Source organism: Klebsiella sp. K4 (assembly GCF_014596785.2).
Lineage (GTDB): Bacteria > Pseudomonadota > Gammaproteobacteria > Enterobacterales > Enterobacteriaceae > Klebsiella > Klebsiella pneumoniae.
Genome location: NZ_CP115021.1, coordinates 2,430,625 through 2,445,872, shown reverse-complemented (window position 1 = coordinate 2,445,872; position 15,248 = coordinate 2,430,625). Strand labels below are relative to the sequence as shown.

The 15,248-nt window shown below is 59.9% G+C and carries 12 protein-coding genes and 1 pseudogene; 5 read left to right on the top strand and 8 right to left on the bottom strand.

Annotated elements, in window-relative coordinates:
• Window positions 1–8 precede the first annotated feature (8 nt).
• The 4 genes and pseudogenes from IB144_RS12205 to IB144_RS12190 form a co-directional block, all read right to left on the bottom strand.
• A pseudogene (locus IB144_RS12205) lies at window positions 9–2,272 on the bottom strand (NtaA/DmoA family FMN-dependent monooxygenase).
• Window positions 2,273–2,296: 24 nt separating this feature from the next.
• Window positions 2,297–3,418, bottom strand: coding sequence for a M20 peptidase aminoacylase family protein (locus tag IB144_RS12200; RefSeq protein WP_015958491.1), 1,122 nt, complete (start codon window positions 3,416–3,418; stop codon window positions 2,297–2,299).
• The gene (locus tag IB144_RS12195) at window positions 3,408–4,415 is read right to left on the bottom strand and encodes an MsnO8 family LLM class oxidoreductase (protein WP_004212407.1); all 1,008 of its coding nucleotides are present in this window, start codon (window positions 4,413–4,415) and stop codon (window positions 3,408–3,410) included. Before IB144_RS12195 ends, IB144_RS12200 begins: the two co-directional genes overlap by 11 nt.
• A gap of 91 nt (window positions 4,416–4,506) precedes the next feature.
• A complete protein-coding gene (locus IB144_RS12190; RefSeq protein WP_023313264.1) occupies window positions 4,507–5,058 on the bottom strand; it encodes a hypothetical protein in 552 nt (183 codons plus the stop codon).
• A 271-nt stretch (window positions 5,059–5,329) separates the two neighbouring features.
• Between IB144_RS12190 and IB144_RS12185 the strand changes: the two genes are divergently transcribed.
• Together IB144_RS12185 and ansP are read left to right on the top strand one after the other, a co-directional pair.
• Window positions 5,330–6,217 carry a LysR family transcriptional regulator gene (locus tag IB144_RS12185; protein ID WP_002906776.1) on the top strand — a complete coding sequence of 296 codons (888 nt, stop codon included), beginning with the start codon at window positions 5,330–5,332 and terminating at the stop codon, window positions 6,215–6,217.
• A 189-nt stretch (window positions 6,218–6,406) separates the two neighbouring features.
• Window positions 6,407–7,861 (top strand): L-asparagine permease, encoded by a 1,455-nt coding sequence (gene ansP, locus IB144_RS12180; RefSeq protein WP_002906778.1) that lies wholly within the window; start codon window positions 6,407–6,409, stop codon window positions 7,859–7,861.
• A gap of 50 nt (window positions 7,862–7,911) precedes the next feature.
• Here the strand turns inward: ansP and IB144_RS12175 are convergent, their stop codons facing one another.
• Both IB144_RS12175 and IB144_RS12170 read right to left on the bottom strand, forming a co-directional pair.
• On the bottom strand, window positions 7,912–8,133 hold the full coding sequence (locus IB144_RS12175) for a YgdI/YgdR family lipoprotein (RefSeq protein ID WP_002906779.1): 222 nt from the start codon (window positions 8,131–8,133) through the stop codon (window positions 7,912–7,914).
• A 168-nt stretch (window positions 8,134–8,301) separates the two neighbouring features.
• On the bottom strand, window positions 8,302–9,363 hold the full coding sequence (locus tag IB144_RS12170) for a YncE family protein (protein ID WP_025861900.1): 1,062 nt from the start codon (window positions 9,361–9,363) through the stop codon (window positions 8,302–8,304).
• A gap of 258 nt (window positions 9,364–9,621) precedes the next feature.
• Here IB144_RS12170 and pqqU point away from each other — a divergent pair, with 258 nt between their 5' ends.
• Together pqqU and IB144_RS12160 are read left to right on the top strand one after the other, a co-directional pair.
• The gene (gene pqqU / locus IB144_RS12165; protein WP_004189794.1) at window positions 9,622–11,727 is read left to right on the top strand and encodes a TonB-dependent receptor PqqU; all 2,106 of its coding nucleotides are present in this window, start codon (window positions 9,622–9,624) and stop codon (window positions 11,725–11,727) included.
• A gap of 197 nt (window positions 11,728–11,924) precedes the next feature.
• A complete protein-coding gene (locus tag IB144_RS12160; protein ID WP_029602928.1) occupies window positions 11,925–13,631 on the top strand; it encodes an amidohydrolase in 1,707 nt (568 codons plus the stop codon).
• 97 nt (window positions 13,632–13,728) lie between these two features.
• On the opposite strand, the gene IB144_RS12155 is transcribed toward IB144_RS12160, so the two are convergent.
• Both IB144_RS12155 and IB144_RS12150 read right to left on the bottom strand, forming a co-directional pair.
• Window positions 13,729–14,028, bottom strand: coding sequence for a DUF406 domain-containing protein (locus IB144_RS12155; protein WP_032440052.1), 300 nt, complete (start codon window positions 14,026–14,028; stop codon window positions 13,729–13,731).
• A gap of 89 nt (window positions 14,029–14,117) precedes the next feature.
• Window positions 14,118–14,348 carry a hypothetical protein gene (locus IB144_RS12150; RefSeq protein ID WP_004220071.1) on the bottom strand — a complete coding sequence of 77 codons (231 nt, stop codon included), beginning with the start codon at window positions 14,346–14,348 and terminating at the stop codon, window positions 14,118–14,120.
• Here IB144_RS12150 and rihA point away from each other — a divergent pair.
• Entirely contained in the window at window positions 14,310–15,245 is a 936-nt protein-coding gene (rihA, locus tag IB144_RS12145; RefSeq protein WP_002906791.1) for a pyrimidine-specific ribonucleoside hydrolase RihA, read from the top strand. The two genes, IB144_RS12150 and rihA, sit on opposite strands and share 39 nt — an antisense overlap.
• The last annotated feature ends 3 nt before the right edge of the window (window positions 15,246–15,248 follow it).

Sequence of the window (15,248 nt, the reverse complement as noted above, 5' to 3'; positions counted from 1 at the left end):
GCCTCCTGTCAGTCGCCCAGTCCGGGCGGATTGATTTCCGATTGCGGAATGCTTTCCACCCCTTCGCCCCAGCGGTTAAGCACTTTGGCGTAGTCCCCGCTGGCGATAGCCCCGTTCAGCGCCGCCTGGACGGCATTCACCAGCCCGCTGTCTTTTTTCAGCGTTACCGCGATGTGCGCCGCTTTTGGCCAGCCGCCATCGACGCTGCCCACCAGTTTGGTTTTGCCGGTCAGCGCCGCCTTCCACGCGCCAATCACGTTGGGGCCGAAGAAGGCGTCGGCTCGTCCGGTCTGCAGGGCCAGCGTCTGGGCGGCATCATCCTTGGTGTAGACCGGGATAAACGGCTTCAGCCCCTTCTTGACGTTCTCCGCGTTCCACGCCAGCAGGATCGCCTCCTGGTTGGTGCCGGAGCCGACAATAATCTTTAGCCCGGCGATATCTTCCGCTTTGTCAATCTTGCTAAGCGGACTGGTGCTTTTGACGTAGAAGCCCAGCGAGTCTTTGCGGTAGGTGGCGAAATCGAACTTCTCTTTCCGCTCTTTGGTGACGGTAATATTGCTGATCGCGGCATCATATTTGCCGGAGGTGACCCCCAGCGGCCAGTCTTCCCATGAAGTGGGAACCACGTTTACTTCCAGCCCGAGGCTCTCCGCCACCAGCCGGGCGATATCCGCCTCGCTGCCGAGCAGGGTTTTGTTGTCATCGGCAAAGACCGTCAGCGGCGGAGAGTTCAGGGCCGCCACCGCGACGGTGAATTTCCCCGGCACCGCCAGATGCAGATCTTGCGGCAACAGGGCAATGGCCTGCGGATTTTTCGCTGTATGAATCGGCGTTTTGTTGGCCTCCAGGCTCACTCCGGTGCCATTGATCTTGACGTCCTGACCCCACGATGAGGCGCTAAATGCCAACGCGACGGCCAGCAAGAGTGTTGTTTTCTGCATAGCGTGATTCTCTTTTATTATTTTTGGAATTGATTAGCGGGTAGCGCCAGACCCAGACTTTCCCGCAGGGTGGTGCCCGGATAGTCGCGACGGAACAGTCCGCGCGCCTGTAACAGCGGAACCACCTCATCCACAAAGCGCGGGAAGGTTTCCGGCGTGCCGCCCTGAATAATGAAGCCGTCCGCCGCGTGCTGCTCGAACCACAGTTGCAGGCCATCAGCGACATCGCTGGCGGTGCCGGTAAAGCGCGGACGCGGGCTGGCTGCCTCCAGAGCCACCTGGCGCAGGGTTAAGCCCCGCTCGCGGGCGTGACGTTTAATCTCGTCGGTGGTGCTGCGGAAGCTGTTTTGTCCGAGGTCGCCAATATCCGGGAAAGGTTCGTCGAGCGGGTACTGCGAGAAATCGTGGTGTTCGAAATAGCGCTCGAGATAATTCAGGGCATCCTCGATGGAGACCAACGCCGCGGTGGTCTGGTACTGCCGCTCCGCATCCTCGGCGTCATCCCCGACGATGACGCTGACACCCTGGAAAATATGCAGTTGGTCCGGACTGCGCTGATATGCGGCGAGTTGGCTTTTGACATCCCGATAAAATGCCTGCGCCTCGGCCAGCGAGTCCTGATGAGTAAAAATGGCATCGGCGTGGCGCGCGGCTAATTTTTTGCCGTCATCCGACGCGCCGGCCTGGAAAATAATCGGTCGGCCCTGCGGCGTGCGGGCAATATTTAGTGGCCCGGCGACTTTAAAGAAATCGCCGTGGTGGTCGAGCGTATGCAGTTTATTTTTATCAAAGAACTGACCAGTCTCCTTATTGCGCACAAAGGCATCTTCTTCCCATGAATCCCATAAGCCTTTCACCACCTGCAGGTATTCATCGGCAATGCGATAGCGCAGCGCATGATCCGGATGTTGGGCCCGGGAGAAGTTTTTCGCCGACCCCTCCAGCGGGGAAGTGACCACGTTCCACCCCGCCCGTCCCTGGCTTAAATGGTCAAGGCTGGCGAACTGGCGGGCGGTGGTAAACGGCTCGCTGTACGAAGTCGATAAGGTCCCCACCAGCCCCAGTCGCCGGGTGATCGCGGCCAGCGCGGAAAGTACCGTTAAGGGTTCGAAGCGATTTAAAAAATGGGGAATCGATTTTTCGTTAATATATAAACCGTCGGCGACAAAAATAAAGTCCAGCTTCCCCGCTTCTGCTTTTAGCGCCGTCTGGGTGACGAAATCAAAATTAATACTGGCGTCCGCCTGGGCCGCCGGATGACGCCAGGCGGACATATTTCCCGATGCGCCATGCAATATGGTTCCCAGACGCAATTGTCGATTTTCAGACATAGCTACCCCTTCCCCTGTCATTCGTTAAATGTGTTGTAACGCTTCTTCCGCGAGACGGGCGAAATAGTGCGCCGCGGGCGCAATCAGCCGTTCATCCGGATTAAATGCCGGATGGTGCAAACCATATTCGCTGGCGCTGCCGATGCTGACGAACGCCCCGGGAATATGCTGAAGATAGACCGCAAAATCTTCGCCACCGAGATGCAGATCGGCATGGTGGGTGCGATACCCGGCCTGGGCTGCCACCTCGCTGGCGAAATCGGCCCAGCGGGCGTCGTTGACCAGCGCCGTCGGGCCGGCGTACCAGAAGACGTCAATCTGCGCGCCAAAGGCGCTGGCGAAACCGGCGGCAATCTCGCTGACCCGGGCCTTGACCCGCTGCTGCACTTCACTGCTGTGGGTGCGCAGCGTCCCCTCCAGCTCGACGCTCTCCGGCAGCACGTTCCAGGTATTGCCTCCCTGGATCCGCGTCACGCTGAGCACCACCGAGTCGAGGGTGTTCACTTCCCGGCTGGCCACGCTCTGCAGCACCGTCACCAGCTGGCTGGCCAGCAGGATCGCATCCTTTCCTTCATGTGGGCGGGCGGCATGCGCCCCCTTCCCGGTCACTTTCAAGACGAAGCGGTCGACGTTGGCGTAGAACGCGCCGCCGCGGGTGGCAAATTCGCCCACCGGCAGGCCGGGCTCATTGTGCATGCCGAAGATCGCCGACACCTCCTCCAGCGCCCCGGCGCGGATCAGGGTTTTCGCCCCGCCAAAATTTTCCTCCGCCGGCTGAAACAGGATCCGCACCCGCCCCGGGAGTTCCGCTTCCCGCTCCTTCAGCAGCAGCGCCGCCCCCAGCATCACGCTGGTGTGAATATCGTGGCCGCAGGCATGCATTACCCCTTGATTCTGCGAGCGGTAAGGCAGACCGGTCGCCTCCTCGATGGGCAACGCGTCGATGTCCGCCCGCAGGGCAATCACCTTGTCGCCGCTGCCGACTTCGGCGACCAGCCCGGTTTTCAGATCGTAGGGCAGCAGGGTCAGCCCGCCGCTCTGCAGCCAGTCGCGGATCCGCGCGGTGGTGGCCACCTCCTGCAGGGAGAGCTCCGGGTTCTGGTGCAGCTCGCGCCGCCAGCTAATCAGTTGTTGTTCAAAGGACATTCAGCACCTCCTTGCCGTAGTGAGCCTGCGCCAGCAGGCGCAGGGAGTGCAGGCGCGCTGGCCCGTCGCTAATGGGGGTATCAATGATGAGTTCATCCAACTGTTCTTCCGCCTGCAGCGCGTCAAGCCGGGCTTTAACCTGTTCGGGAGTACCGGAGATCAGCGAAGATTCACGGCGGGCAATGCGCGTCGGTCGGCTGCCGGCCTGGCGGGCAAAGGCGACGGCCTGAGCCTCACTGCCGACGGTCACCCGCTGGCCGTTCTCCAGCTCGACGCCCCACACCTCGACCTGCTGCGCCAGCGCGGCGGCGGTGGCCGGATCGTCAGCCACCACCACCTGCACGGCGACGATCGCCTCACGCGGGCTGAGCTCGCGCCAGCGGTTGAACACGGCACGGCGCAGCGCGCTGTCGCCATTGAGATGGGCGGCAAAGACAAAGTTCCAGTCAAGGCGGGCGGCCAGTTCAGCACTCTCCAGGCTGGCGCCGAGCAGAAAACCGTCTGCCCGGCGCGGCGGGATCGGCGTGGCGCGTAGGCTCTCCTCTCCCCCGGGCTCAGTCAGCGACAGCCAGTTATCCAGCTGCGCCAGCTGATCGGCAAAGGTCCCTTTCTCCTCTTGATGCAGGCCCTGCTGCAGGGCGCGGGTGGAGAGCGGCAGGCCGCCAGGCGCCTTGCCGACCCCGAGATCGATGCGGCCCGGCGCGAGGGCGGCCAGCAGGTTAAAGTTTTCCGCGACCTTATAGGGGCTATAGTGCTGGAGCATGACGCCGCCGGACCCAAGACGGATCCGCCGGGTGTGGCCCAGCAGCCAGGCGATAACCAGCTCCGGCGAGGGGCTCGCCAGCTGATCGGTATTGTGGTGTTCGGCGACCCAGAAGCGGTGGTAGCCCCAGGCTTCGGCGTGTTGCGCCAGCGTTAATGTACGCGCCAGCGCCTGCGCGGCGGTTTCCCCGGCGGCAAGCGGACTTTTATCCAGAATACTGATTCGATAAGACATTTCGCAGGCTCATATGAAAGTACGTGCCTGCATTATTAAAATCTCTGCTAACTATTGAGAAACAATTAATTCACATGTGTACTGCTGAAAATTAGATATGCCCGGCTGAACGCTGCGCTTCCAGCTCGCGGAGCAGCGCCTCGGCCTGCTGCGGATTGCGCACCCGGACGAAGCGAATATGACGATATTGCGGATCCTGCATATCGGCCAGATAGCGTCGGCGATGCTGCCGCCAGGTTTTCAGCGTCCAGAGGATGATGGATTCCCTGCTGCAGAACGAACGGCGAAAACTCTCGCAGTTGCCCGTGCCCGGCCACAGCTCCTGATGTCGCCACGCCCGGCTCGCCGCCCGCCATACCGCCTGGCGCAACGTGCGCCAGAAACCATAATCTACCCAGATCACCAAATCCACCGCACGCCATTTAACGCTGCGGCTGCGATTGTAATTGCCATCCAGCACCCAGCCCGGCGTGGCCGTCGCGGCGGCAATGGCGGCGAAAAATGCCTCATCCGGCGCGACCTGCCAGTTCGGCCGCCAGTACAGGCGATCGAGCTCGATCCAAGGTAATTCCAGCCTGTGCGCCAGGCGCCGGGCCAAAGTGGATTTGCCTGAGCCGCTGGTGCCGACCACGTTGATATTCATCTCTGTTTCTCCCCGGTTACCAGACTCTGCCTGGCGATACTCTTGATCATCTTTCGGGCTGCCGTCCCCCGGTCATGCCGCGCCAGCGAATGTCGGTTCACCTGGCGCTGGCGTTTTTTGGGCCTATTACAATACCTGCCCTGCACAGAGGAATAAATCATCCGCCATAACCATTCTGCTCCACTGCGTCCGGCTATCAGGCTGGCACAATCCTCAGGCCGGGCATACACTCTGCGTACCTGTGAGCAGTATTCATCAATCCGGAAAGATTATGCTAAAAGAGAACGTAAACGATCTGCTCTCCTTTATGGTGGTGGCGCGTGAACGCAGCTTTACCCGCGCGGCGGCCCAGCTTGGCGTGTCGCAGTCGGCGCTCAGCCATGCCATGCGCCATCTCGAAACGCGGCTCGATGTCCGGCTGTTGACCCGCACCACCCGCAGCGTGGTGCCGACCGAAGCGGGCGAGCGACTGATTCAGCGCCTCGGTCCGCATCTGGAAGAGATCGAGCAGGCCCTGGCTGCATTGCGCGACACCCGAGAACGCCCGGCGGGCAACCTGCGCATTACCGCCGGGGAGCATGCCGCCAGCGCGGTACTCTGGCCGGCGCTAAAGCCATTTATGCTGCAATATCCTGATATTAACATCGAAATCACTGTTGATAATGGGCTCACGGATATCGTGGGTGACCGCTTCGACGCCGGGGTGCGTCTCGGCGAACAGGTGGCAAAAGACATGATTGCCGTGCGCATCGCCCCGGATATGCGGATGGCGGTGGTGGGTTCGCCGGCCTATCTGCAGCGGGCCGGTACGCCGCAAACGCCCTGGGATCTTGCCCAACATCGCTGCATCAATCTGCGCCTGCCGACACGAGGGGGACTTTACGCCTGGGAATTTGCCCGCGATGGCCGGGAGATTCAGGTGCGGGTGGAGGGACAGCTGATCCTCAACAGCCTGCCGCAGCGCATCGACGCGGCGGAGGCGGGCCTCGGGCTGGCCTACGTTCCGGATGACTGCGTGGCGGAGGCCTTAGCCAGCGGCCGGCTGGTGCGGGTGCTGGCGGAGTGGACCCCCGCCTTCCCCGGCTACCATCTCTATTACCCCAGCCGGCGCCAGCATACCAGCGCTTTCACGCTGTTACTGGAAACTCTGCGACGCTGATCTCATTGATAAATCTGTCAAATGCTCTCGGTAAATGTTTTAGGTGCGTAACTATTAGGTTACGTGTAGGATTCAGCGCCATGTCTGAGCTTATCTCCTACGTCAGAATGATGAGAAAGCCAGCATAATGTGCCAGCCGTCCTCCATTCCGGCTGCAAACATGGGCATTGACAGGAAACTGATACATCAATGAATACGAAACACGAAAATGCAGCGGAGCATCATGCTGCAAAACGCCACTGGCTTAACTCACATGAAGCGGGTTATCACAAAGCGATGGGCAACCGTCAGGTACAGATGATCGCCATCGGCGGCGCTATCGGTACCGGTTTGTTCCTCGGCGCCGGGGCACGTTTACAAATGGCAGGGCCAGCGCTCGCCCTGGTCTATCTGGTCTGCGGCATCTTCTCCTTCTTTATTCTTCGCGCCCTCGGCGAACTGGTCCTCCACCGCCCCTCGAGCGGCAGCTTCGTCTCTTATGCAAGGGAGTTCCTCGGTGAAAAAGCCGCTTACGTGGCCGGCTGGATGTACTTCGTTAACTGGGCGATGACCGGGATTGTCGATATCACCGCCGTGGCGCTGTATATGCACTACTGGGGCGCGTTTGGCGATGTGCCGCAGTGGGTCTTCGCCCTCGGCGCGCTGGCTATCGTCGGCACCATGAATATGATCGGCGTGAAGTGGTTCGCCGAAATGGAGTTCTGGTTCGCGCTGGTTAAGGTGCTGGCGATCGTCGCCTTTCTCGTGGTCGGCACCATTTTCCTCGGCTCCGGTAAGCCGCTGGACGGCAATGCCACCGGCTTCCATCTGATCACCGATAACGGCGGCTTCTTCCCGCACGGCCTCCTGCCGGCGCTGGTGCTGGTGCAGGGGGTGGTCTTCGCCTTCGCCTCCATCGAGCTGGTGGGGACCGCGGCCGGAGAGTGTAAGGATCCGGAGACAATGGTGCCGAAGGCCATCAACAGCGTGATCTGGCGTATCGGTCTGTTCTATGTCGGTTCGGTGGTGTTGCTGGTGCTGCTTCTGCCGTGGAACGCCTACCAGGCCGGACAGAGCCCGTTCGTTACCTTCTTCTCAAAGCTGGGCGTGCCATATATCGGCAGCGTGATGAACATCGTGGTGTTAACCGCGGCCCTCTCCAGCCTTAACTCGGGTCTCTACAGTACCGGGCGTATTCTGCGCTCGATGTCGATGGGAGGCTCCGCGCCGAAGTTTATGTCGAAGATGAGCCGTCACCACGTCCCTTACGCCGGGATCCTGGCGACGCTGGGGGTATATGTAGTCGGGGTTTTCCTCAACTATCTGGTGCCATCTCAGGTATTTGAGATCGTACTCAACGTCGCCTCGCTGGGGATCATTGCCTCCTGGGGCTTTATCGTGGTGTGTCAGATGCGTCTGCGCAAAGCGATCAAGGAAGGGAAAGCGGCAAAGGTCAGCTTCAGAATGCCGGGGGCGCCGTTCACCTCCTGGCTGACGCTGCTGTTCCTGTTCAGCGTGCTGGTGCTGATGGCCTTCGATTATCCGAACGGTACCTACACCATAGGATCAATTCCGCTGCTGGCGGTATTGCTGGTGGCTGGCTGGTTTGGTGTGCGTAAACGCGTGCATGAGATTCACAGCACGGCGCCGACGCTGAGGAAGTAACTGGCAGGACTCCCGGTTTGTCCATCGCGGGCAAACCGGGAGGTCAGAACTTAATTATCTTCAACCAGCTGCGACACATCGCTGCTGTTAATTTCCCGCTTATTACCTGACTCATCGATATAGCTGGTCATCCCCGTTTCTTTATCCAGCTGCGGCTTGCCGTGGGTAACGATAGTTTGACCGCTCTTCGTGGTCATAACGTAGTTTGACGAACAACCTGCCAGCAGCGCCAGCATCGCGCCGGCGCAAATCACCATGAATGGCTTTTTCATTTTATCTCCACTGATTACCACTGCCCGCACGTGGCGGGAAAGGGTTAAGTGTATAACCATCTGGTTTGTCAGGCCAATAGGCGTTTGTAACAGAGGGTGAGTCGCCGGGCCTGGCCCGGCGGCATGCGGAGCGCGACCACCGTTTTCCGGTTTCGTCGCGCTGAGGTCTTACAGGGCGATGCGGATCACATCGTCCGGCGCGGTGGCTTCTTTCTCACGGCTGGAAGCCTGTTTCACGCTAACGTACAGCGTTTTGCCGTCCTCGGAGAGCGCCAGGCTGTTGGGGTGAGTCGGCGTTTTAAAGGTCTTCACCACCTTGTAGCTCTTGCCGTCGATAACGCTGACTTCCCCGGCCTTACGATGCGTCACATAGGCTTCGTTGCGCGCCGGGTTAAACAGCACCGCCAGCGACTCCGGCGCGGCGATTTTCTCCAGCACCTTGCCGTCGCGGGTATCGACCACCAGCACTTCCGGCTGCTTGCTGTCGGTAATAAAGGCACGATGGCCGGCGGTATCGAGACTCAGGTTAAGATAGAAATGCGCTTTGCCGTCATCCTGCAATTTTTTGCGCGACGCAATCGTGTTGCTCTCGCTGTCGATGGTCAGCAGTTCGCCATCGGCGTTGGTGGTATACAGACGCTTAGCCTGCGGATCGATCGCCAGACCCGTCGCCATTGCCCCGGTGCCGGTAATGGTCGTTTTCAGCTTCAGGGTTGCGCCATCTACCACCCAAATCACACTCTCTTTGCCCAGACCGGTAATGTAGACCGTGTTGGTCTGCTCATTGACCGCCAGCTCGCGCGGCTGCAGCGGACGCACGGTTTCGCTGCGCTGACGCTCGTCCAGCACCAGGCGCCCCTTCACGGCGCCGGTTTTGGCGTCAATAGCGGTGACAGTGCTGTCGACGGTATTGCCAAACCACAGCGTGCCGGTGGCATGGTTGATAGTGGCGCCGAACGGCTTCAGATCGTTGTGAATAATCTGCGTCACGTCGAGGGTGGCGGGGTCAAGACGGTAAACCACCCCGCCTTTGTCCAGCGAACGACTCTGTGATGTGGCGACCCACAGCGCATTCTCCTGCTGGCTGTAGGCCATTTCGTAGGCCCCTTTTCCGACGGCCTTGCGCAGCATCTCTTCCGCGGCGTGGGCGCTAAAGCTGCCTGCCAGCAGCAGAGAAGTGACGAGCAGTGAATGGCGCAGACGCGGCGCGGCAAAATGACGTAATGACATGACGACTCCCTTTGATAAACCAGTATGTGCTGACCCGACATCGCTTCCGGCGGTAAAGTCCTGGCTTTACCCTTATTTTTGAATGCGAATAGTAATCATTATTTATATCAAAGTGGAGCGTTAATTGTTGTTGTGCGGTAAATTCATGCCTGGCGAGCACTATCCGTTAACCAGCAGCAGTTAATAATTTTCAAATATTTTACAAACGAGGTAACATATATACATATGTTCCATTTGGTTCGTCTTTGAGTATTATCGATGAAAATCCTGTCCGTGCGTCACGTCGCCCTCCCGGCCCTGCTCTTGCCGCTCATTGCCGCAGCCCAGGCCGCTGATGAACAAACCATGGTGGTGACCGCCGCGCCAACCACGGTTTCTGAACTGGATACCCCCGCCGCCGTCAGCGTGGTGAATGGGGATGAGATGCGCCAGGCCGCGCCGCGCGTCAATCTCTCTGAATCGCTGGGCGCCGTGCCGGGCCTGCAGGTGCAGAACCGGCAAAACTATGCCCAGGATCTGCAGCTGTCGATTCGCGGCTTTGGCTCGCGCTCAACCTATGGCGTGCGAGGACTGCGCATCTATGTGGATGGCATTCCGGCCACCATGCCCGACGGCCAGGGGCAGACCTCAAATATTGATATCGGCAGCGTTGACACCATTGAGGTGCTGCGCGGCCCCTTCTCTGCCCTGTACGGTAACTCGTCCGGCGGGGTGATCAACGTCACCAGCCAGACCGGCACCCAGCCGCCCACCGTGGAAGCCAGCAGCTACTATGGCAGCTTCGGCACCTGGCACTACGGGATGAAAGCCACTGGCGCCGTTGGCGACGGCAGCCACGCAGGCGATGTGGATTACACGGTCTCAACCAATCGCTTCACCACCCATGGCTATCGCGATCACAGCGGCGCGCGCAAAAATCTGGCGAACGCCCGGCTGGGGGTGCGCATCAACGACGTCAGTAAGCTGACTCTGCTGCTGAATAGCGTGGATATCAAAGCCAATGACGCCGGTGGCCTGACCGCCGATGAATGGCGCGATAACCCGCGCCAGTCGCCGCGCGGCGACCAGTATAATACCCGCAAGAATACCCGACAGACCCAGGCCGGCCTGCGCTATGAGCGCCAGCTCAGTGCCCAGGACGATCTCAGCGTTATGATGTACGCTGGAGAACGTGAAACCACTCAGTTCCAGTCGATCCCGCGCGCGCCGCAGCTGAAGCCGAGCCATGCCGGCGGGGTGATCGACCTTACCCGTCACTACCAGGGGATTGATACCCGGCTGACCCATCGCGGAGAGCTGCTGGTGCCCGTCACGCTCACCGCCGGTCTCGACTACGAGAACATGAGCGAGCGGCGCAAAGGGTATGAAAACTTTGTGATGGTCAACGGCGCGCCGCAGTATGGCGAACAGGGCGCGCTGCGCCGTAACGAACGCAACCTGATGTGGAACGTCGACCCCTACCTGCAGACCCAGTGGCAGCTCACTGACAAACTCTCGCTCGATGCCGGGGTTCGCTACAGCTCGGTATGGTTCGACTCGAACGACTACTACATCACCCCAGGCAATGGCGATGACAGCGGTGATGCCAGCTATCACAAATGGCTGCCCGCGGGCTCGCTGAAATATGCCCTGACCGACGCGTGGAACGTCTATCTTTCCGCCGGCCGCGGCTTCGAGACGCCAACCATTAACGAACTCTCCTACCGCTCCGATAACCAGAGCGGCCTCAACTTCGGCCTGAAACCCTCCACCAACGACACGGTGGAGATCGGCAGCAAGACGCGGATCGGCAATGGGCTGTTCACCGCCGCCCTGTTCCAGACCAATACCGATAATGAGATTGTGGTCGACAGCAGCAGCGGCGGGCGCACCAGTTATAAAAACGCCGGCAAGACCCGCCGTCAGGGGATGGAGCTGGGGCTGGATCAGCAGTTTGGCGAGAGCTGGCGTCTGAAGGCGGCCTGGACCTGGCTGGACGCGACCTATCGCACTAACGTCTGCGACGACGCCAGCTGCAATGGCAATCGCATTCCGGGGATCGCGCGCAATATGGGCTACGCCTCCTTTGGCTATCAGCCGGAGCAAGGTTGGTACGCCGGGAGCGATATTCGCTATATGAGCGATATCATGGCCAATGACGAAAACACCGCCAAAGCGCCCTCCTGGACGGTGGTTGGCCTGACGACCGGCTATAAATGGAGCTACGGCAGAATGGATATGGATCTGTTCGGTCGCATAGACAACCTGTTCGACCGGGAGTACGTCGGGTCTGTCATCGTTAACGAGTCTAACGGACGTTACTACGAGCCTGCCCCGGGACGTAACTACGGCATCGGCCTGAACCTCGCCTGGCGCTTCGAATAACACGCCCCTTCCCCGCCGATGCCTCTCGCGATCGGCGGGCGAAGCGCTTTTCCTTACCGTCTATTCCACCGCCAGGCGGACACCCGCCAACCACCCGCGCTTGACACTCCACCCCCTTCGTAGTCATATAGTCACCACATAATCACAATGGTTACTATTTATATTGATCGGCACTTTTATCAGCCAGGGAGGGATAAATGGATAATGTCGTTTATGCGGACTGCGTATTGATTAACGGCAAGGTCGCCACGGTGGACGCACATTTTAGTTTTAAGCGCGCCATCGCCGTGAAGCAGGGATGGATTATTAACGTTGGTGAAGACCAGGAGATTCAGCAGCATATTGGTCCCCAGACGCAGGTCATTGACCTTGGCGGCAAACTCATTTTACCCGCCGCGCATGACTCACATATCCATATCGGCTGGCTCGCTGACAGCTGGCATTGCCTGAACTGCCAGGACGTGCGTTCCCTGGCAGTACTGCGGGAAAGACTGCGCGACCAGGCAGCCCGCACTCCGGCCGGGGCATGGATTCGTGTCTGCGGTCTGGATCCAAACGCAATCAAGGAGTGCGCGGCCGAGCAGCGCTCTCTGACGCGCTGGGATATTGACGACGTCACGGCCGATCATCCCACCCTGCTCGCCCTGTGGGACGGTCACTCCTGCATCGTCAACAGCCGGGCGCTGGCCCTCTCCGGTCTTGACGCCAGCACCCCTGATCCCCTCGGCGGACATCTGGGGCGAACGGCCAGTGGCGAACTGGACGGCAATTTCATCGACCTGCCCGCCCTGCATCTCGCATCCGGCACGATGCCCCGTCTGACCGTAGCGGCCCTCAAAGAGAACCTTCTGGCAGCCCAGCGCCTGATGAACAGCGAAGGGTATGCCAGCTACACGGAAGGCGCCATGGGTCCGGGGGAAAACACGCGCGAGGTGGGCGCCGCGGGGGATCGCGCCATCGCCGCCTACCGTGAACTGCAGGATGAAGGAAAACTCACCGCCCGGGTATCCATCGCCTTTTACTCCGCCGAGCGGGGGGTTCAATCCTGCGCCACCCTGAAGCGCGATCTGGATAGCTTTGATTTCTCCCAGTTCACCGACCGGGACTGGCTGGACTGTCGGACCATAAAACTGTTCTGCGATGGCGTTCCCACATCGCACACAGCGTGGATGAATCAGGATTACGCCGACCGGCCGGGATATCGCGGACGCTCGGTGTTTGGTGGCCCCGAGGCGACCGAGGAAGCACAAGTTGAGGCGCTACAGCAGATGATTCTGCTGGCTCACCAGCGCGGTTTTCAGGTGGCAGTCCATGCGGTCGGCGATAAGGCGGTAAAAGTCACGATTAACAGCTTCGTGCAGGCGATTCAGCGCTATCCGGGGGAGAGCCGACGGCATTATGTGCTGCACGGCTCAATGGGCGATCGGCAAGATTTCGTGACGGCGGCAAAATACGGCATTCTGCTTTCCGAACAACCCTCACCCGGCGGCCCGGCATATGATTATGAACAGCGCGCCCGCTACTGTGGCATCAAGGGGGAAATCTGCAAAGGGCTACGGGATATCATCGACCTTGGGGTCATCGTCGCCGGCGGGTCAGATGGCATTATGGCGCTGGTGAACTGGCGCAAAATGGTTCAGGCAGCGGTCACCCGCAAATCATCTTCCAGCGGCAAGGTTATTCGCCCGGAGCTGGCAATTAGCGTGGCGGACGGCGTGCGGATGTACACCATCAATGCGGCCTATCAGGAAGGGAAAGAAGCGGTACGCGGATCGATAGAGGTCGGCAAAGTCGCTGATTTTCAGGTGCTGGACCGCGATATCTTCGCCGTAGCCCATGAGGAGATTGGCGCCAGCCGCGTGGTGATGACCATGGTTGGCGGAAACGTCGTCTTTCAAGACTAACCGCGCTCACCCGGCTCAGGTCGCCGGGCGGGCAGCGTGCTGCATCAGCGGAAGGCGTCTGCCCGCCAGAGCATCGCGCTTCCGCTACAGGAGCGAATTAAAGCAGATTTCGCAAGGATAACTCGAAAATAATCTTTTCCGCCTGGCAGGAGAAGGCGATGGAGAGGTCGAGTTTCACCGCGTCGCCAGCGGCGACGATGTTGTAATCGACCTGCGGCGGTTCACTGGCCGGCGCTGCGGCGGCGGCACGTTCGCGCACGGCGGCTACGGTGGATTCCGCTTCTTCGCGGCTTGGGAACACCTTCTCGGCCCGGTAGACGCAGTCCTCGTTATCAATGATCGTCCCGACATCAATGGCGCAGCCTTTGGTGCTGCATTTATCTACTACATCTTTCATCGTAATAACCTCTTGAGTTTTCTTAAGGATAAGAACCCGCCCGCCGAAAAGCAAACCATTAATATCCGTAAGGATTAGCAATTTTTCTATTATATCGCGCCGCGCCGGGCGCCATCTTGCGCCACCGCAAAACGAGGCATCATGTTTACGGACGGTCGCGTAACGATACGCGTTGCCCTCGCAGCAATCGTGGTCTCCATCACACTATTCTGCACACCATCTCGTCTGCCTCGACTCGCAGCGTTAGTCTGGTCACAGAACATCGCCAACAAGGAGCTGCTATGGCACTGCCGATTATGATTGATTGCGATCCGGGACATGATGACGCGATCGCCCTGGTCCTCGCCCTCGCCTCGCCGGAGCTGGAGGTGAAAGCCGTCACCGCTTCCGCGGGCAACCAGACCCCGGAGAAGACCCTGCGCAACGTGCTGCGTATGTTGACGCTGCTGAACCGGCCGGACATTCCGGTTGCCGGCGGCGCGTGGAAGCCGTTGATGCGCGATCTGATCATCGCCGATAACGTGCACGGCGAGAGCGGACTGGATGGCCCGAGCCTGCCTGAGCCGGCCTTTGCGCCGCAGAACTGCACCGCCGTCGAGCTGATGGCTAGCGTGCTGCGGGAAAGCCAGGAGCCGGTGACTCTGGTGGCCACCGGACCGCAGACTAACGTGGCGTTGCTGCTCGCCAGCCATCCGGAGCTGCACGCGAAGATCGCCCGCATCGTGATCATGGGGGGCGCCATGGGGCTGGGCAACTGGCAGCCGGCGGCGGAGTTTAATATTTACGTTGATCCGCAGGCCGCGGAAATGGTCTTTCAGTCGGGGATCCCGGTGGTGATGGCGGGCCTTGACGTCACTCATAAGGCGCAAATCCTTCCCGCCGATATCGAGCGATTCCGCCAGATTGGCAACCCGGTGTCGACCATCGTCGCCGAACTGCTCGACTTCTTTATGGCCTACCACAAAGATGAAAAGTGGGGCTTCGACGGCGCGCCGCTGCACGATCCCTGCACCATCGCCTGGCTCCTCAAGCCGGAGATCTTTACCACGATCGAACGCTGGGTTGGCGTAGAAACGGAAGGCAAATATACCCAGGGGATGACGGTGGTCGATTACTACCATCTGACCGGCAATCGGCCCAATACCACCCTGATGCTGGATGTGGACCGCGAAGCCTTTGTCGATCTGCTCGCCCAGCGGTTAGCCTTCTACGCCTGACCT

What these genes read in the sequence shown, in the direction of transcription:
- IB144_RS12195 (WP_004212407.1), bottom strand. Translation starts at nt 4,415, where the DNA reads ATGTCTTATCGAATCAGTATTCTGGATAAAAGTCCGCTTGCCGCCGGG.
- rihA (WP_002906791.1), top strand. Translation starts at nt 14,310, where the DNA reads ATGGCACTGCCGATTATGATTGATTGCGATCCGGGACATGATGACGCG.
- IB144_RS12160 (WP_029602928.1), top strand. Translation starts at nt 11,925, where the DNA reads ATGGATAATGTCGTTTATGCGGACTGCGTATTGATTAACGGCAAGGTC.
- ansP (WP_002906778.1), top strand. Translation starts at nt 6,407, where the DNA reads ATGAATACGAAACACGAAAATGCAGCGGAGCATCATGCTGCAAAACGC.
- IB144_RS12190 (WP_023313264.1), bottom strand. Translation starts at nt 5,058, where the DNA reads ATGAATATCAACGTGGTCGGCACCAGCGGCTCAGGCAAATCCACTTTG.
- IB144_RS12150 (WP_004220071.1), bottom strand. Translation starts at nt 14,348, where the DNA reads ATGTCCCGGATCGCAATCAATCATAATCGGCAGTGCCATAGCAGCTCC.
- IB144_RS12175 (WP_002906779.1), bottom strand. Translation starts at nt 8,133, where the DNA reads ATGAAAAAGCCATTCATGGTGATTTGCGCCGGCGCGATGCTGGCGCTG.
- IB144_RS12155 (WP_032440052.1), bottom strand. Translation starts at nt 14,028, where the DNA reads ATGAAAGATGTAGTAGATAAATGCAGCACCAAAGGCTGCGCCATTGAT.
- pqqU (WP_004189794.1), top strand. Translation starts at nt 9,622, where the DNA reads ATGAAAATCCTGTCCGTGCGTCACGTCGCCCTCCCGGCCCTGCTCTTG.
- IB144_RS12170 (WP_025861900.1), bottom strand. Translation starts at nt 9,363, where the DNA reads ATGTCATTACGTCATTTTGCCGCGCCGCGTCTGCGCCATTCACTGCTC.
- IB144_RS12200 (WP_015958491.1), bottom strand. Translation starts at nt 3,418, where the DNA reads ATGTCCTTTGAACAACAACTGATTAGCTGGCGGCGCGAGCTGCACCAG.
- IB144_RS12185 (WP_002906776.1), top strand. Translation starts at nt 5,330, where the DNA reads ATGCTAAAAGAGAACGTAAACGATCTGCTCTCCTTTATGGTGGTGGCG.